Here is a 17022-nt window from a genome sequence, read left to right on the forward strand (position 1 = left end):
GGGGGCTAGCCGCGCCCGTCTCCGCGGTTGTCCCATCTGTCGTTCAGTCGGTCCATGAAGCCGGACCCCTGGCGGTTGCCCGAGCGGGGCTTCGACGGACGGCCGACGTCGGGCAGGTCGGGCTCAGCGGAGCCGCCGGCGGCCGGGCGCATGGCCACGATCACGCCGCCGAGCATGAAGGCGAACCCGAGGATGCCGACGAGGGGCTGGCGCACGACCACGCCCGCGACGAGCACGGCGAGACCGAGGATGCCGAGCAGGATGCCGAGCACGAGGGCCCGGTAGTTGGTGCCGCCGCGCCCCTTGCCGACCGCCGCCACGAAATCGGCGTCGTTCTGGTAGAGGTTCCGCTCCATCTCATCGAGGAGCCGTTGCTCGTGTTCCGAAAGCGGCATCGTGACCCCTTCAGGGTGCGGCGTCGACCCTTTCGGGGATCGGCACCGGAATAGGCGGCGTCTGGGCTCGACCGGTCGGGCGGCGCTTCAGTGTAGACCGAGCCCGACGCGGGCACCAGGCACCTTCGGTGCATAGGCTGGTCGGGTGAACCACAGCTCTCGACTGGTCGATCGCGTCCAGCTCCGAATCGATGAATTCCTCACCGGGCGCACGCCAATTCTGCGCTCCATAGGAGAGGACGTCTCCGCCCTCGGCGACCTTTCGCGGGACTTTCTCAGCGGGGGCAAGCGGTTCCGCGCGCGCTTCTGCGAGGCGGGCTGGAACGCGGTGTCGAGCACCTCGAGCGAAGCCCATCCGAGCGGCTCCGATCCGATCGCGAGGGTGGGCGCCGGGCTGGAGCTGTTCCACGCCGCCGCCCTCGTCCACGACGACGTGATCGACAACTCCGACACCCGCCGCGGCGCTCCCGCGGCCCACCGGCGCTTCTCCTCCTTCCACGCCGACGGCGGCTGGACCGGCGACCGCGACGAGTTCGGCCGCTCCTCCGCGATCCTCCTCGGCGACCTCCTCCTGGTCTGGTCGGACGAGATCTTCGCCGCGGCGGAGTGGTCGCTCGGGGATCGAGTCGCGGCCGAGCGCGCGCGCGCCGAGTTCAACCTGATGCGCACCGAGGTCACGCTGGGCCAGTACCTCGACATCCTCGAGGAGAGCGCGTGGGTGCAGCACCCCGAGCACGAGCACCTGCAGCGGGCGGAGCGGGTGGTGGTCTACAAGAGCGCGAAGTACAGCATCGAGGCGCCGCTGGTGATCGGCGGCTCCCTCGCCGGCGGCGACGACGCTCAGCTGGACGCCCTGCGCCGCTTCGGGCTCCCGGTCGGGATCGCCTTCCAGCTGCGCGACGACGTCCTCGGAGTCTTCGGCGACCCGGCGGTGACGGGAAAGCCGGCCGGCGACGATCTGCGGGAGGGCAAGCGCACCGTGCTGCTCGGCCTCGCCCGCGGCGCGTGCTCGCCGGGCGAGCGGGCCGAGCTCGACGCGGTCGTGGGCCGGAGCGACGCCGACGCGGCGTCCATCGCGCGGGCGCAGGAGATCATCGCGGGCAGCGGCGCCCTCGAGCGGCTCGAGGATCGCATCGACCAGGAGGTGGCCGCGGCGATCGCGGTCCTCCCCGACGCGCCGCTCCGCACGGAGGGCGTGGCGGAGCTGCGCGAGCTGGCCGCCCAGGTCACGGTCCGCACCTCCTAGGAGCGGACCGGCGGGATCAGGCCAGGGCCTGGGCGACCCGCCGGACCTCGGCCTTGCGGCCGGCGCGGAGGGCGACGATCGGGCTCGTGCCCAGGCTCTCCTCGACCGTCAGCATCCAGTCGACCGCCTCGTCGTCGGTGAAGCCGGAGTCGGCGAGCAGGATCGCGGTGCCGCGGATCTCGCTCATCGGCTCCCCGTCGCGGAGGAAGAGGGCGGGGACCTTCAGCACGCCGTCGCGGCGGGTGCCGAGCAGGTGGCGCTCCTCGAGGAGGCGGCGGACCCGGCCGGCGCCGAGCCCGGTCAGCTCCACGAGGTCGGGGACGGTCAGCCACTCGAGCTCGGAATCGGTCGAGGTGGCGGGGGAAGCGGACGAGTCGGTCACGCGTCAAGACTGCCACGAGCCCGGAGTGCCGCCAACTGCGGGCGTCCGGAGAAGGAGTCGGGCCCGTCCTGCGCCGCCCGGGCGTCGCTCACCGGTTCCCCCGGGGGTCTTGCCTAGACTCGTCGCGTGACCACCAGCCAGCTCGACCCCCTCCTCGGCCGTCTCGTCGACGGCCGGTACGAGGTGCGCTCGAGGATCGCCCGCGGCGGCATGGCGACGGTCTACCTCGCGCACGACCAGCGCCTCGAGCGCCGCGTGGCGATGAAGGTCATGCACGGCCACCTCTCCGACGACGCGACGTTCAAGAACCGCTTCGTCCAGGAGGCGCGCTCCGCCGCCCGTCTCGCCCACCCGAACGTGGTCAGCGTCTTCGACCAGGGCCAGGACTCGGACATGGCCTACCTGGTGATGGAGTACCTTCCCGGGATCACCCTGCGCGACCTGCTCAAGGAGCGCGGCCGGCTGACCGCCCAGCAGGTCGTCGACATCATGCACTCCGTGCTCTCGGGTCTCGCCGCCGCGCACCGCGCCGGGATCCTCCACCGCGACCTCAAGCCCGAGAACGTGCTCCTCGCCGACGACGGCCGGATCAAGATCGGCGACTTCGGCCTCGCGCGCGCCGCCTCCGCCAACACCGCCTCCGGTCAGGCCCTCCTCGGCACGATCGCCTACCTCTCCCCCGAGCTGGTCACGCGGGGCACCGCCGACACCCGCAGCGACATCTACGCCATCGGGATCATGATCTACGAGATGCTCACCGGAGAGCAGCCCTTCACGGGCGAGCAGCCGATGCAGATCGCGTACCAGCACGCGAACGACTCCGTCCCGTACCCCAGCGCGACGGTCGCCTCCGTCCCCACCTCGCTCGACGAGCTCGTCCTCTGGGCGACCGAGCGCGACCCGGACATGCGGCCCCGCGACGCCGGTGTCATGCTCGCGCAGCTGCTCGAGGCCGAGCGGCTCATGGGCATCACACCGAGCGACCGCCGCGGCGACACGCAGGCGGTCACCCCGCTCCCGGCGCCGGTCGCCGATCCGGCGCCCGCGACGGCCGTCTTCGATCCGGCGGAGCCCGGGCAGACCTCGGTCTTCGACCCGGCGCCGGCGCCCGGAGCGGTACTCGTGGTCGACGAGGACGACGACACCGTCGCCCGGCTCGCGAGCAGGCGCCGCGTCCGACGGCGTCGCGGCGTCCTGCTCACGGTGGTCGTGCTCCTCCTGGCGCTCATCGGCGGCGGGACGGCCTGGTGGTTCGGCGAGGGACCCGGCGCGATCGTGTCGATCCCGGACGTCGTCAGCCAGTCGCAGCAGGACGCGACGGCCCAGCTGCAGGCGCAGGGCTTCGAGGTGCAGCCGCAGGAGACGCCCGACCTCACCGTGCCCGCGGGGACGGTGGTGAGCTCCGATCCGCCCGGCGGGCAGGGGGTGCACAAGGGCTCCGTCATCACGCTGACCGTCTCGAGCGGGCCGCGCCAGCTGCCGGTCCCGTCTCTCGCCGGCCTCTCGGAGGCCGACGCTGCCGCCGCGGTGACGGGAGGCTCCTTCACCGTCGGCGACGTCTCGAAGATCTTCGACGCCGACGTCGACGCCGGTGTGGTCGTCTCCGCCTCGCTGCCGGACGGATCGGCGCTGCCCGAGACGATGTCCGAGACCAGCACCATCGCGATGGTGGTGAGCCTCGGACCGATCCCGAACGTCGTCGGCCTCTCGATCGACGACGCGACGGCGAAGGCGGAGGCGGCCGGTCTCGCCCTCGACCGCAGCGGCGAGGACTGGAGCGACACCGTGGCCGCGGGCGTCGTCCTCACGCAGGCGAACCCGGAGGCGCCCGCCGTGACCGGCGACACCGTCTCGGTCGTCGTGTCGAAGGGGCCCGAGCCCGTCGCCGTGCCGAACGTCGTGGGGATGAACCGCGACGAGGCGAAGGCGGCCCTCGAGGCGGCGGACCTGTCGTGGAGCTACTCCCTGACGACGCTCGGCCCGCTGATCGACGCGGCGCCGAACGAGCTGACCAAGGTCACGAACCAGTCCAACAAGGCCGGCGATCTCGTGCAGCGCGGCACGACGATCCAGCTGTCGATCACCATCACGACCTGACGCCGCCGGTCGAGCCCTCAACGAGGACTCGACCGGCGGTCGGGGTCGGATCAGATCGCGCGGCCCCGGAGCTCCTCCGCCACGAGGAACGCGAGCTCGAGCGACTGCATGTGGTTGAGGCGCGGGTCGCAGACCGACTCGTACCGGGTGGCGAGCGTCGCCTCGTCGATGTGCTCCGAGCCGCCGAGGCACTCGGTGACGTCGTCGCCCGTGAGCTCGACGTGGATGCCGCCCGGGTGCGTCCCCGCGGCGCGGTGCGCCTCGAAGAAGCCCTTGACCTCGTCGACCACGTCGTCGAAGCGACGGGTCTTGTAGCCGGTCGGCGTCGTCAGCCCGTTGCCGTGCATCGGATCGGTCACCCACAGCGGCAGGGCGTCGCTCCGCTTGACGGCCTCGAGCAGCGGCGGGAGGGCGTCGCGGATCCTCCCGGCACCCATGCGGGTGATGAAGGTGAGGCGACCGGGCTCCCGCTCGGGGTCGAGCTTGTCGATCAGCTCGAGCATCGTCTCGGGCGTGGTCGACGGGCCGAGCTTCACGCCGATCGGGTTGCGCACCCGCGACAGGAAGTCGACGTGCGCGCCGCCGAGCTCGCGGGTGCGCTCGCCGATCCAGATGAAGTGGCTGGAGGTGTTGTACGGCGTGCCGGTCCGCGAGTCGATGCGCGTCATGGGGCGCTCGTAGTCCATCAGCAGGCCCTCGTGGCCGGTGTAGAACTCGGTGCGCTTCATGCCCTCGAAGTCGGCCCCGCACGCCACCATGAACTTGACCGCGCGGTCGATCTCGCGGGCCAGCTGCTCGTAGCGCTGGTTCTGCGGGTTCTCGGTGAAGCCCTTGTTCCAGTAGTGGACGAGGCGCAGGTCGGCGAATCCGCCCTGCGTGAAGGCGCGGATGAGGTTCAGCGTCGAGGCGGCGGTGTGGTAGCCCTGCACGATGCGGCGCGGGTCCGCGGCGCGCGACTCCGGGGTGAAGTCGTAGCCGTTGACGATGTCGCCGCGGTAGGCGGGCAGGGTCACGTCGCCGCGGGTCTCGAGGTCGCTCGAGCGCGGCTTCGCGAACTGGCCGGCCATCCGGCCCATCTTGATGACGGGCATGCTCGCGCCGTAGGTCAGGACGACGGCCATCTGCAGCACGGTCTTGACGCGGTTGCGGATCTGCTCGGCGGTCGCTCCGGCGAAGGTCTCGGCGCAGTCGCCGCCCTGCAGGAGGAACGCCTCGCCGCGGGCCGCGGCTCCGAGACGCTCGCGCAGCTGGTCCACCTCGCCGGCGAACACCAGCGGAGGGAGCGCGGCCACCTCGGCGGACGCCGCTCGCACGGCCTCCGCATCGGGCCACTGCGGCTGCTGCTTGATCTCGAGCTCGCGCCAATAGTCCAGGCCGGCGACCACGGAGGGGGCGGCGAGGACGTACGGTTCGTTCGGATCGATGACCACGAGGGTGTTCCCGGTTCTGACGGGCGCCAGCGGCGCGCGGAGGGCTGCCGTCCGGACGGACGGCAGCGGTTGACGAGCTTATCGCCTGGCAGGGCGCTCGGCCGGGAGGGGGCCCCGGCGTCGAGCGGGCGCTCAGCGGGTGAGGGCCGCGCGCTTCTCCTTGACCGAGGTCGCGTAGACGTCGAGGTACTCCTGGCCGCTCAGGGCGAGGAGCTCGTACATGATCTCGTCGGTGATCGAGCGGAGGATGAACCGGTCGCCCTCCATGCCCTCGAAGCGGCTGAAGTCGAGCGGCTCCCCGAAGACGATGCCGATGCGGCCCAGCTTCGGCAGGCGCTTGCCGATGGGCATGATGCGCGCGGTGTCGATCATGGCGACCGGGATGACGGGCACGCGGGCCTCGAGGACCATGCGCGCGACACCGGTGCGGCCGCGGTACATGCGGCCGTCGGGGCTGCGCGTGCCCTCGGGATAGATGCCCAGGGCGTGGCCGCCCGCGAGGACGCGGAGGCCCGTGTTGAGCGAGGCCTCCGACGCCTTGCCACCGGAGCGGTCGATGGGCAGCATCCCCGTGGCGGTGAAGAACGTCCGCGTCGCCCAGCCCTTGAGGCCCTTGCCGGTGAAGTAGTCGCTCTTGGCGAGGAAGACCATGTTCCGCTCGATCACCAGCGGGAGGATCACGGAGTCGATGAAGGAGAGGTGGTTGCTCGCGAGGATCACGCCGCCGTTCTGCGGCACCTTGTCGGCGCCGACCACCCACGGCCGGAAGATCGTCTTCAGGAGCGGGCCCGCGACGATGTGCTTCATGAACCAGTAGAACATCGGGCTCCTCGGCGGTGCGGCGGATCGGGTGCGGCGGGTGCCGCTAGAGGGAGCTCGCGTGCAGGCGCGCCAGGTCGGCGGCCCCCACGACTCCGGCGTCGTTGACGAGCTCCGCGATGCGGAACTCGGGCTCGGGGTGGTAGCCCCGGGCGGGGAGGTTGTCGAGGTAGGCCTGGCGGATGGGGTCCAGCAGGAGGTCGCCCGCCTGCGCCACTCCGCCGCCGATGACGAACATCTGCGGGTCGAGGACGGCGCTCAGGCTGGCCGCCGCCTCGCCCAGCCAGTGGCCGAGCTGTCGCAGCGCCGCGAGGGCGCCGAGGTCGCCGGCGGTGATCAGCTCGGAGATGAGGTGGCCGTTCAGCTCGCCGCCGTTGCGGGCGCGGGCGTCGGCGATGCCCTGGCCGATCCCGCCCGCGTCGGCCAGCTCGCCGGCGAAGCGCTGGAGCGCGCGGCCCGAGCCGTACTGCTCGATGCAGCCGCGGGCGCCGCAGCCGCAGGGCAGGCCTCCGGGGACGACGCGCATGTGCCCGATCTCGGCCGCGGCGCCGAAGCCGCCCCGGAGGAGCCGGTCGTTGATGACGATCGCGCCACCCACTCCGGTGCCGATGGTGAGCATCAGCATGTCGCTGACGAGGCGGCCCGAGCCGTAGCGGAACTCGGCCCAGCCGGCGGCGTTCGCATCGTTCTCGATGATGATCGGCAGGTCGATGCGGGCCGAGAGCTTCTCGCGGAAGGGCTCGTTGCGCCAGTTGATGTTCGGGGCGTAGTAGACGATCGACTGCGAGGCGTCGATGAAGCCGGCGGCTGCGACTCCGACCGCGGAGACGTCTCCCGGGAGCAGGCCGGAGCGCAGATGCTCGACCATCTCGACCACGACATCGACGATCAGCTCGGGGTGCCCGGCAGGAGTGGGCCGACGGTCCTCGCGGAGGATCCCCCCGGACTCGTCGACCAGGGCTCCGGCGATCTTCGTGCCGCCGATGTCGATCCCGATCGCGTGCACGCGAACCGCCTTCCCGTCGCCACCGGCGCGGCAGCGTCGGCGGGCCGCCCTGAGCGGCGGCCAGGACGAGTGTAGTGACCGCGAGCGCTCCGATGCGGCTCAGCGGCGAGACCCGGCGACGCGTGTCGGCCCTCCTCGCGGAGCCACCGCTGGATCGTTACCCTGAACGGATCCACAGCTTGCGCCGCGCCGGTAGGGTGGAGACGACGTTCATTCAGGTACCGAAGGAGTTGCCGTGGACCAGTTCGATTCCCCCCTGGTGGTTCCGGCCGATCCCCAGGCCAACACGACCGCCCTCCTGCTGGACCGCGTCCGCGAGACGCCCGATCGCCCGCTCTTCGCGCTGCCCGACGGCGACGGCTGGCGCGATGTGACGGCGCAGGAGTTCCTCGACCAGGTCACGGCCCTCGCGAAGGGCTTCGTCGCCGCCGGCCTCGAGCCGGGCGAGAAGGTCGGGCTGATCTGCAAGACTCGCTACGAGTGGACGCTGATCGACTTCGCCGTCTGGTTCGCCGGCGGGGTCCTCGTCCCGGTGTACGAGACCTCCTCTCCCGCACAGGTGCAGTGGAACCTCGCCGACTCCGGCGCGCACGCCGTGATCGTCGAGACCCCCGAGCACTTCGCCCGCTTCGACGAGATCCGCGCCGACCTTCCCGAGGTCCGCCTCGCCTGGCAGATCGGGCTGGGCGATCTGGACAAGCTCGTCGCCCGCGGCATCGACGTGCCGGATGCCGAGATCGAGCGCCGCCGCTCGCTGGCGACCGGCACCGACATCGCGACGATCATCTACACCTCCGGCTCCACCGGCCGCCCCAAGGGCTGCATCATCCGGCACTCGAACTTCGTCGAGCTCAGCCGCAACTCGGCGGTCGCCCTGACGGAGCTGATCCACCAGCCCGGCGCGTCGACGCTGCTGTTCATCACCACCGCGCACGTGTTCGCCCGCTTCATCGCGATCCTCTGCGTGCACGGCGGGGTGAAGGTGGGGCACCAGGCCGACACCAGGCAGCTGCTCCCCTCGCTCGCGTCCTTCAAGCCGACGTTCCTCCTGGCCGTGCCGCGCGTGTTCGAGAAGGTCTACAACTCCGCCGAGCAGAAGGCCGAGGCCGGGGGGAAGGGGAAGATCTTCCGCCGCGCGGCCGACGTCGCCGTCGCACACTCGATGGCGCTCGAGGCGGGCTCGGTGCCGCTCGCGCTGAAGCTGCAGTTCCTCCTCTTCGACCGGCTCGTCTACTCGAAGCTGCGCACCGCCATGGGCGGGAACGTCCGCTTCGCGGTGTCCGGCTCGGCGCCGCTGGGAGACCGGCTCGGGCACTTCTTCCACAGCCTCGGCATCAAGATCCTCGAGGGCTACGGCCTCACGGAGACGACGGCGCCCGCCACCGTCAACCGCACCGAGCGGTTCAAGATCGGCTCGGTGGGCCCGGCGATGCCCGGGGTCTCGATCCGGATCGCGGGCGACGGCGAGATCCAGGTGCGCGGCATCGACGTCTTCGGCGGCTACTGGAACAACGAGGCGGCGACGGCCGAGTCGTTCGACGGCGAGTGGTTCCGCACGGGCGACCTCGGAACCCTGGACGAGGACGGGTACCTGCGCGTCACCGGGCGGAAGAAGGAGATCATCGTCACCGCCGGCGGCAAGAACGTCGCTCCGGCGGCGCTGGAGGATCCGATCCGCGCGAACCCGCTGGTCGGCCAGGTCGTCGTCGTCGGCGATCAGCGCCCGTTCATCGCTGCTCTGGTCACGCTCGACTCCGAGATGCTGCCGACGTGGCTCGCGAACAACGGGCAGGACAAGGGCCTCTCACTCGAGGACGCGGCCGTGAACCCGGTCGTTCTGGCCGAGGTGCAGCGGGCCGTCGATGCGGCGAACGAGCGCGTGTCCCGCGCCGAGTCGATCCGGAAGTTCGTGATCCTCCCGACCGAGTTCACGGAGGCGAGCGGTCACCTGACTCCGAAGATGAGCATCAAGCGCAACGTCATCCTCGCCGACTTCGCCGACACCATCGCCGCCGTCTACTCCGCCGCCCCCGCCACCGAGGGCATCTCCCTCCGCTGACCCCGCGCTCTCCCCGCGTCACCAGCAGGCCGTCCCGATCGCAGCCGCCTCCGGGACAGCGCGCCCAGCTCTATCCCGTCGGCAGAACGCCCGACGCTCTCCTCGACGCGCCCCTGTCGCGGTGCCGACCGCGCCGGGCCGGGCAGGGACCGGCTCCCCCTCGACACAGCCGTATCCGGGAAAGCGCGTCCCAGCGCTTTCCCGTCGGCGGAACGCACGACGCTCCACGGAACGCGCCCACCTCGAAAGGCCGACCGCGCGGAGCCGGGCAAGGACCGGCTCCCCCTCAACACAGCCGTATCCGGAAAAGCGCGTCCCAGCGCTTCACCGTCGGCGGAACGCACGACGCTCCACCGAACGCGCCCACCTCGAAAAGCCGACCGCGCGGAGCCGGGCAAGGACCGGCTCCCCCTCAACACAGCCGTATCCGGTGAAGCGCGTGCCAGCGCTTCACCGTCGGCGGAACGCACGACGCTCCATGGAACGCGCCCACCTCGAGCGGCCGACTGCGTGGAGCCGGGCAAGGACCGGCTCCCCACCAACACAGCCGTATCCGGGAAAGCGCGTCCCAGCGCTTTCCCGTCGGCGGAACGCCCGACGCTCCACGGAACGCCCCCACCTCGCTGAGCCGACCGCGCCGGGCCGGGCAGGGACCGGCTCCCCCCTCAACGCAGCCGTATCCGGTGAAGCGCGTGCCAGCGCTTCACCGTCGGCGGAACGCACGACGCTCCACCGAACGCGCCCACCTCGAAAAGCCGACCGCGCCGGGCCGGGCAGGGACCGCCCCCCCTCGACACAGCCGTATCCGGGAAAGCGCGTCCCAGCGCTTTCCCGTCGGCGGAACGCACGACGCTCCACCGAACGCGCCCACCTCGAAAAGCCGACCGCGCCGAGCCGGGCAAGGACCGGCTCGGAATCCAACTCAGAACCAGTCGGATTCCCGGACGGCCTTCATGGCGGCGCGGCGGTCGTCCTTGGAGAGGCGGTCGAGGTAGAGGCGTCCGTCGAGGTGGTCGCATTCGTGCTGGAGGGCCTGGGCCATGAGGCCGTCGCCTTCGAGGACGATCTCGTTGCCGTCGAGGTCGGTGCCGCGGACCTTCGCGTGCGGGTAGCGGATCGCGGGGTACCAGAGGTTCGGGACGGAGAGGCAGCCCTCGTCGACCGGTTGCGGGTCTCCGCTGAGCTCGATGATCTCGGGGTTGAGGATGTAGCCGATGACGCCGTCGACGTTGTAGCTGAAGGCGCGGAGGTTGACGCCGATCTGGGGGGCTGCGACGCCGGCGCGTCCGGGCGGGCGGACGCTGTCGACGAGGTCCTCGACGAGGCCGCGGACGCCGGCGTCGACCGTCTCGATGGTCGTGGACGGGGTCTTCAGCACCGGGTCCCCGAAGATGCGGATCTGGCGTTCGGTCATGTGGTGCGCTCCCTCAGGGCCTCCTCCGCGCTCAGGAGGGCGTTCTCGACGACTTCGCTCGCTGCGGGGTGCGGCCAGTACTGGCTGCGGGCGAGTCCGCGGATGCCGGTGCCGGCGCTGGCGGCCTGGACGAGCGGCTGAATGAGGATACTGGCCTGCGGCCCGATGATGTGCGCGCCGAGGAGGGCGCCGTCGAGTCCGACGACCAGGAGGCAGGCGCTGGAGTCGTCCTCGAGCGCCCAGCCGAAGGCGGTGGAGCCGTACTCCTGGGTGACGGTGACGACGTCCAGGCCGTGGTCTCGCGCTTCGGCCGCGGTGAGCCCGAAGTGGGCGATCTGCGGGTGGGCGAAGATCGCGCCGGGCACCGGCGAGAGGGTGTCGGAGAGCATCTCGCCCGGGTGCAGGAGGTTGTGCGCCACGAGGCGCGCCTCGTGGTTGGCGACGTGCTTGAGCTGCCAGCGGGACGACACGTCGCCGAGGGCGAAGAGGCCGGGCACGGGGCGTCCGCCGGAAAGGACGCGCTGCTCGGGGTCGACGCTGATCCGGCCGTCCTCGTGCAGATCGATCCCGACGGAGGCGGCGGCGACCGTGTCGCTGTTGGGGTCGCGGCCGAGGGCGACGAGGAGCAGGTCGGTCTCGACCGTCGTGCCGTCGCTGAGGGCGACGCGGAGCCCGTCAGGGCGGGCGTCGACGCTCTCGGCGCTCACTCCGGTGAGCACCGTGTACCGCTCGGCGGCGATCCCGGTGAACCGGCGCGAGACGTCCTCGTCGAGGGCGCGGAGGAGGCGGTCGCCGCGGACGGCGACGGTCACGGCCGTGCCGAAGGAGGAGAAGACGTGGGCGAACTCGACGGCTACCGCGCCGCCGCCGAGGATCAGCATCCGCTCGGGGAGCTCGTCGAGCCGCATGACGGAGGAGGAGTCCTGGATGCGGGGGTCCGGCTCGTACGCGGCGAGGAGCGGCCTGGGCCGCGAGCCGGCGGCCACGACCACCTGCGGCGCACTGATGCGGGCACCGCTGGCGCTGACGAGGACGTGCGGGCGGTCGCCGTCTCCGAGCGACTCGAAGCCGAAGCTCTCGCGGAGGACGGTCACGTTCGGGGAGCGCTGATCGCGGTACTCGAAACCGCCCTCGCTGATCGCGTCGATCCGGCCGAACACCCGGTTGCGCACCTCGGCCCACTCGGGGCGGCGGAGGCGGGAGTGGACGCCGATCGGGCCGCCCTGGTCGACGTCGGTGACCACGTCGGCGACGTGGACGAACATCTTGGTCGGGATGCAGCCGGCGTTGAGGCAGGTGCCGCCGAACCACTCCCCGTCGTCGAGGATCGCGACCCGCAGGCCGTCGAACTCCGGACCGACGATCGAGTTGCCGGAGCCGGCCCCGATGACGATCAGGTCGAAGGCGTCGGTGGACGCGTCGGGCCCGTCGGTGCGGTCCTGGTGCGCGGCGGACGCCGCCCCGGAAGCCCGGGGCTCAGACACGTCGGACCGGCATGCCCTCGACCACGAGCGCGGCGAGCAGGCGCGCGGCGTCCTTCGTGCCCTCGCGCAGCTGCTCCCACTTCACCACGGAGCCGGCGGCGAGCACCGGGTCGTAGGGGATCCGGACGATGTCGCGGACGCGGGAGCGGAAGTGCGACTCGATCTCCTCCAGCTTCACCAGGCTCGTGCCCTGCGTCGCCGTGTTGAGCGCGACGACCGCGTTGCGCACCAGGGCGCCGTAGCCGTTCGCGTCCAGCCAGGTGAGGGTCTCGGAGGCCAGGCGGGCCTCGTCGACGCTGCCGCCCGAGACGATCACCACCGTGTCGGCGCGCTGCAGCGTGGGCCGCATCACCGAGTGCACGATGCCCGTGCCGCAGTCGGTGAGCATGATCGAGTAGAAGCGCTCGACCAGGTCGGCGACCACGTTGTAGTCGTCCTCGTCGAAGGCCTCGGAGAGCTGCGGGTCGGTGTCGGAGGCGAGGACGTCGAGGCGGGTCTCGTCGCGGGAGACCATCGTCGAGAACTCGGTGAACCCGGTCACGCCGGCCGCGCGGTTCACGACGTCGCGGACGGTCGCCCGCGTCTGCTTGGGGACGCGCTCGGCCAGGGTGCCGCGGTCGGGGTTCGCGTCGACCGCGATGATGCGGTCCTCGCGCGCGTCGGCGAGGGCCATGCCCAGGAGCGTCGTGACCGTGGTCTTGCCGACGCCGCCCTTGCGGGTCATGACCGGGACGAAGCGGGTGCCGCCCTCGAACTGCCGGCCGATCCGCTCGTCCATCGCCTTCCACGCCTTCACCTTCGCGGAGTCGCCGAGGTTGACCGTGTGGAAGGTCAGGCCGTAGAGGAAGCGGCGCCAGCCGCCCGTGGGAGCGGGACGGGTCTTGCGGTTGACCTCCAGGAGCCTGTCCGGGGTGAGCATCGACGCCGACTCGGGGACGGCGGCGCTCGGCGCGGACGGGGCGGGAGCGGCGCTCGAGGACTCGGCGCGGAGGCGGTCGCGGCGCGTGGGGACGGCGGCGGGCTCCCCCGCGGACTCGGACGCCGCGGGCTTCTCGGCGGACTCCGCTCGGGCGGAGATCCCCGCCGAGACCGGTCCGTTCGCGCCGGACGGGTGAGCGGGAGCCGGTGAGGGGGTCGGAGCAGGACTCGGCTCCGGGGGCACGAGAGCGCGCGAGCGCGAGGGCGGCAGGCCGAGGCGGCCGACGTCGATCGCGTCCTCGTCCTCGTCCTCGACCGGAGCGGGGGCGGTGGAGCGGCGCCGCGGGCCGGGCGGGGTGATCCGCACGCCGTCGGGCAGGAGGGTCGGAGCGGTGTCGCTCGCTCGCGGGGAGTACTGACCCGATTCCCGAGCCGCGTCCATGGCGGTCCGCGGCGTGGGACCGGTGCCGGTGTCGGGCTGTTCGTCGTTGCGCTCATCCATGCGAACGAGCCTCCTTCCGCTCAGGACGAGTGTACCGGCGGGCCCGGATCGCGCCGGGCGGCTTGGTCGGAGCGCGCTCCGACTGCTAGTGCGGCCCGCTTCCGGATGCGGCGCGGACGGCGCGTGCAGCGAACGGTTAGGTTCTGCCGCCCGGAGGAACGTAAAGTAGTCAGCCATGCATGTACTCAGCGTGAGCTCCCTCAAGGGCGGCGTCGGCAAGACCACGGTGACGCTCGGCCTTGCATCCGCGGCGTTCTCGAAGGGCCTGCGAACGCTGGTCGTCGACCTCGATCCCCAGTCCGACGTGTCGACCGGAATGGACATCAACGTCGCCGGCCACCTTAACATTGCCGACGTCCTGACGTCGCCGAAGGAGAAGATCGTCCGCTCGGCGATCGCCCCCTCCGGCTGGACCAAGGAGCACCACGGCACGATCGACGTGCTGATCGGCAGCCCCTCCGCGATCAACTTCGACGGGCCGCACCCCAGCATCCGCGACATCTGGAAGCTCGAGGAGGCCCTCGCGAGCGTCGAGGCCGACTACGACCTCGTGCTGATCGACTGCGCCCCGTCGCTCAACGCCCTGACCCGCACGGCCTGGGCCGCGAGCGACCGCGTCGCCGTCGTCACGGAGCCGGGCCTGTTCTCGGTGGCCGCCGCCGACCGGGCGCTCCGGGCGATCGAGGAGATCCGCCGCGGACTCAGCCCGCGCCTCCAGCCGCTGGGCATCATCGTCAACCGCGCCCGCGTCCAGTCGCTGGAGCACCAGTTCCGGATCAAGGAGCTGCGCGACATGTTCGGGCCGCTCGTCCTCAGCCCGCAGCTCCCGGAGCGCACCTCCCTCCAGCAGGCGCAGGGCGCGGCGAAGCCCGTCCACGTCTGGCCCGGGGAGAGCGCCCAGGAGATGGCGCACAACTTCGACCTGCTGCTCGACCGCGTCATCCGCACCGGACGCATCGGCGAGCAGGTCCCCGCCGCGACCTAGGGCCGGCGGGTCCGCCGGACTTCCCCGGCTCGAGGTCTCGGGACGCGGGCGATGCTCGGTGCTCGAGGAGTGCCAGGGACGGCGCCGGCAGACGCTCGGCGTCGGAGTTCAGCGCGGGCTCTCGATGCGCGGGCGTAGCCCATCGTCGGATCCGCAGGGCGGGACACGGACGGAGCCCGTCATCGGACCCGCATGCTAGCGGGCGTGATCGGCGGGGAGCTCGCGTCCGGCGGACGGATCACGCGGGCGGGGCCCGCCATTCGACCAGCTCGGTGAGACTCGGGTGCCGCCCGTTGCCCGCTCAGCACGGCTGCAGGCAGGTCCGCTCCTGATCAGCTGAGCGCGCGGAGGAGACCCCGGAGTCCCCGGGGCCGCGGCCGACCCGCGAGGGGTGGGCGGTCAGCCGACGCGGCGGGAGGCGCGGCGCTGGGCGAGCTCGTCGCCCGGGTCGACCGACTGATGGTCGAGCTCGACGAGGCTCGACTCGACTTCGCGGAGGACCTTGCCGACGGCGATGCCGAAGACGCCCTGGCCGCGGCTGAGCAGGTCGATGACCTCGTCGTTCGAGGTGCAGAGGTAGACGCTCGCGCCGTCGCTCATCAGGGTCGTCTGCGCGAGGTCGTCGACCCCGGACTCGCGGAGCTGGTTGACCGCCGTGCGGATCTGCTGGAGCGAGATCCCGGTGTCGAGCAGGCGCTTGACCAGCTTCAGCACGAGGATGTCGCGGAAGCCGTAGAGGCGCTGCGTTCCGGAGCCGGACGCGCCGCGCACGGTGGGCTCGACGAGCTCGGTCCGCGCCCAGTAGTCGAGCTGCCGGTAGGTGATCCCCGCGGCGCGCGCCGCGACGGCCCCGCGGTAGCCCGCGTCGGCGTCGAGCTCGGGCAGTCCGTCGGTGAACAGGACGAGGTCGCGCTGGCCGCTGACGTCGCGGCTGACTTCTCTCATCCCTGTGCCTCTCGGATCCGGACGCCGGATCCTCCGAACGCGCTCCCTACCGTACCGACCGGCGCAGGCCGAGTAAACGACATCGGCCTCGGCGCCGCGGCGTGTCGCACGGGCCGCCCGACGGCCGGCGGCGCGGCCCTCACGAGCGGGCGATCCGCGAGAGGGCGCTGCGCACCATCGCCCCGCGGATCGTGCCCAGCTGGGTCGCGAGCCCCACCGCGTTCTCGGCAGCGCCGGCGGAGCCGGACGCCTCTCCGCGGCGGGCGCTGGAGGCGACGACGCTCTCGATGAGCGACATCTCGCGCTCGACGGCGACGCGGAGCGGTCGGAGATGGCGGGGCTCGATACCGGATCGGCCGAGGTCGACGAGCGCCTTGAGCGTCGTCACGGCCTCGTCCCCGAACACGTCGCCGCCCCGCACGAGCCCGGCGGCGATGGCCTCCTGGACGAGAGCGGGCGTGGCACCGGACTCGGCCGCGAGGCCCTCGCGGGTCAACCGCGTGGCGGGGCCGAGGAGCGAGGCGCTCGGACCCCCGACACCGGCCGGCAGGGCGGGCTCGCGTCCGGCGTCGATGTCGTCGAGGTATCCGCGGATGACCTTGAGGGGGAGGTAGTGGTCGCGCTGCAGAGCGAGGATCATCCGGAGCCGCTCGACGTCGGAGCCCGAGAACTTGCGGTAGCCGGAGTCGGTGCGGGCCGGCGAGACGAGCCCCTGCTCCTCGAGGAAGCGCAGCTTGGACGGGGTGACGTCCGGGAACTCACTGGTCAGCCTGGCCAGCACCTGCCCGATGCTCAGCAGAGCGGCGGAGCCGGTGGGGAGGGCGCGCGCGGAGGAGCGGCCCACGGCTCACGCGTCCGGAGCGGCGACGAGGTCGGCGCGGGACGCGTAGAAGGTGAGTCGGAACTTGCCGACCTGCACCTCGGAGCCGTCGGTGAGGATCGCGGACTCGATCCGGACCCCGTCGAAGTAGGTGCCGTTCAGGGAGCCGAGGTCGTGGACCTCGAACGCCGTGCCGCGGCGGACGAACTCGGCGTGCCGGCGCGAGACCGTGACGTCGTCGAGGAAGATGCCCGCGTCGGGGTGACGGCCGACCGTCGTGGAGTCGGTGTCGAGGAGGAAGCGGGCGCCGGTGTTCGGTCCGCGGCGCACGACCAGCAGCGCGGATCCCGAGGGCAGAGCCCCGACGGCCTCGGCCTCCTCGCGGGACGCGCGGTTGTCGAGAGCGGCGAGCTGGGCACCGATGTCGTCGGTGAACGTCAGAGTCGTCTCCGTCGACGGCTCACCGGGAACGGAATTGTGCTGGGCGGATGATGCTCCACCGACGGGCTCGACCAAGACG

At 72.0% G+C, this 17022-nt stretch carries 15 protein-coding genes; 4 read left to right on the forward strand and 11 right to left on the reverse strand.

Annotated elements, in window-relative coordinates; genetic code table 11:
• Positions 1 to 5: 5 nt before the first annotated feature.
• Positions 6 to 395 (reverse strand): DUF3040 domain-containing protein, encoded by a 390-nt coding sequence (locus C5D09_RS09305; RefSeq protein ID WP_104269153.1) that lies wholly within the window; start codon positions 393 to 395, stop codon positions 6 to 8.
• A 145-nt stretch (positions 396 to 540) separates the two neighbouring features.
• Here C5D09_RS09305 and C5D09_RS09310 point away from each other — a divergent pair, with 145 nt between their 5' ends.
• Positions 541 to 1641, forward strand: coding sequence for a polyprenyl synthetase family protein (locus C5D09_RS09310; protein WP_104225375.1), 1101 nt, complete (start codon positions 541 to 543; stop codon positions 1639 to 1641).
• Positions 1642 to 1657: 16 nt separating this feature from the next.
• Here C5D09_RS09310 and C5D09_RS09315 read toward each other — a convergent pair whose 3' ends face one another.
• Positions 1658 to 2023: an Rv2175c family DNA-binding protein gene (locus C5D09_RS09315; protein ID WP_104222583.1), complete on the reverse strand. Its 366-nt coding sequence runs from the start codon at positions 2021 to 2023 to the stop codon at positions 1658 to 1660.
• Positions 2024 to 2149: 126 nt separating this feature from the next.
• Between C5D09_RS09315 and pknB the strand changes: the two genes are divergently transcribed.
• Positions 2150 to 4120, forward strand: coding sequence for a Stk1 family PASTA domain-containing Ser/Thr kinase (gene pknB / locus C5D09_RS09320; RefSeq protein WP_104250750.1), 1971 nt, complete (start codon positions 2150 to 2152; stop codon positions 4118 to 4120).
• Between the two features lie 50 nt (positions 4121 to 4170).
• Here pknB and C5D09_RS09325 read toward each other — a convergent pair whose 3' ends face one another.
• The 3 genes from C5D09_RS09325 to C5D09_RS09335 form a co-directional block, all read right to left on the reverse strand.
• Positions 4171 to 5505: a class II 3-deoxy-7-phosphoheptulonate synthase gene (locus C5D09_RS09325; RefSeq protein WP_104269188.1), complete on the reverse strand. Its 1335-nt coding sequence runs from the start codon at positions 5503 to 5505 to the stop codon at positions 4171 to 4173.
• Positions 5506 to 5682: 177 nt separating this feature from the next.
• Complete coding sequence (locus tag C5D09_RS09330; RefSeq protein WP_104222581.1) at positions 5683 to 6372, reverse strand: 1-acyl-sn-glycerol-3-phosphate acyltransferase; 690 nt, start codon at positions 6370 to 6372, stop codon at positions 5683 to 5685.
• 43 nt (positions 6373 to 6415) lie between these two features.
• Complete coding sequence (locus C5D09_RS09335) at positions 6416 to 7375, reverse strand: ROK family glucokinase (RefSeq protein ID WP_104269154.1); 960 nt, start codon at positions 7373 to 7375, stop codon at positions 6416 to 6418.
• A gap of 235 nt (positions 7376 to 7610) precedes the next feature.
• Between C5D09_RS09335 and C5D09_RS09340 the strand changes: the two genes are divergently transcribed.
• Positions 7611 to 9434 (forward strand): long-chain fatty acid--CoA ligase, encoded by a 1824-nt coding sequence (locus C5D09_RS09340; protein ID WP_104269155.1) that lies wholly within the window; start codon positions 7611 to 7613, stop codon positions 9432 to 9434.
• Positions 9435 to 10356: 922 nt separating this feature from the next.
• On the opposite strand, the gene def is transcribed toward C5D09_RS09340, so the two are convergent.
• The 3 genes from def to C5D09_RS09355 are packed head-to-tail and all read right to left on the reverse strand — an operon-like array spanning position 10357 to position 13752.
• On the reverse strand, positions 10357 to 10848 hold the full coding sequence (gene def, locus C5D09_RS09345; protein WP_104250747.1) for a peptide deformylase: 492 nt from the start codon (positions 10846 to 10848) through the stop codon (positions 10357 to 10359).
• Entirely contained in the window at positions 10845 to 12332 is a 1488-nt protein-coding gene (locus C5D09_RS09350) for a mycothione reductase (protein ID WP_104269156.1), read from the reverse strand. Before C5D09_RS09350 ends, def begins: the two co-directional genes overlap by 4 nt.
• Complete coding sequence (locus C5D09_RS09355; RefSeq protein WP_258066964.1) at positions 12325 to 13752, reverse strand: MinD/ParA family protein; 1428 nt, start codon at positions 13750 to 13752, stop codon at positions 12325 to 12327. Before C5D09_RS09355 ends, C5D09_RS09350 begins: the two co-directional genes overlap by 8 nt.
• A 175-nt stretch (positions 13753 to 13927) precedes the next feature.
• On the opposite strand from C5D09_RS09355, the gene C5D09_RS09360 reads away from it, so the two are divergent.
• On the forward strand, positions 13928 to 14737 hold the full coding sequence (locus C5D09_RS09360) for a ParA family protein (RefSeq protein ID WP_104222576.1): 810 nt from the start codon (positions 13928 to 13930) through the stop codon (positions 14735 to 14737).
• 399 nt (positions 14738 to 15136) lie between these two features.
• Here the strand turns inward: C5D09_RS09360 and C5D09_RS09365 are convergent, their stop codons facing one another.
• The 3 genes from C5D09_RS09365 to C5D09_RS09375 form a co-directional block, all read right to left on the reverse strand.
• Positions 15137 to 15682 (reverse strand): MerR family transcriptional regulator, encoded by a 546-nt coding sequence (locus C5D09_RS09365; RefSeq protein ID WP_104222575.1) that lies wholly within the window; start codon positions 15680 to 15682, stop codon positions 15137 to 15139.
• Positions 15683 to 15821: 139 nt separating this feature from the next.
• Positions 15822 to 16526: a MerR family transcriptional regulator gene (locus C5D09_RS09370; protein ID WP_104222574.1), complete on the reverse strand. Its 705-nt coding sequence runs from the start codon at positions 16524 to 16526 to the stop codon at positions 15822 to 15824.
• 3 nt (positions 16527 to 16529) lie between these two features.
• Positions 16530 to 17018, reverse strand: coding sequence for an FHA domain-containing protein (locus tag C5D09_RS09375; RefSeq protein ID WP_104222573.1), 489 nt, complete (start codon positions 17016 to 17018; stop codon positions 16530 to 16532).
• Between the last annotated feature and the right edge of the window lie 4 nt (positions 17019 to 17022).

Source organism: Rathayibacter sp. AY1C9 (assembly GCF_002932315.1).
Lineage (GTDB): Bacteria > Actinomycetota > Actinomycetes > Actinomycetales > Microbacteriaceae > Rathayibacter.

Excerpts from the sequence above, each read along its gene's own strand:
- C5D09_RS09305 (WP_104269153.1), bottom strand. The coding sequence starts at position 395 with ATGCCGCTTTCGGAACACGAGCAACGGCTCCTCGATGAGATGGAGCGG.
- C5D09_RS09330 (WP_104222581.1), bottom strand. The coding sequence starts at position 6,372 with ATGTTCTACTGGTTCATGAAGCACATCGTCGCGGGCCCGCTCCTGAAG.
- def (WP_104250747.1), bottom strand. The coding sequence starts at position 10,848 with ATGACCGAACGCCAGATCCGCATCTTCGGGGACCCGGTGCTGAAGACC.
- C5D09_RS09355 (WP_258066964.1), bottom strand. The coding sequence starts at position 13,752 with ATGGATGAGCGCAACGACGAACAGCCCGACACCGGCACCGGTCCCACG.
- C5D09_RS09360 (WP_104222576.1), top strand. The coding sequence starts at position 13,928 with ATGCATGTACTCAGCGTGAGCTCCCTCAAGGGCGGCGTCGGCAAGACC.
- C5D09_RS09365 (WP_104222575.1), bottom strand. The coding sequence starts at position 15,682 with ATGAGAGAAGTCAGCCGCGACGTCAGCGGCCAGCGCGACCTCGTCCTG.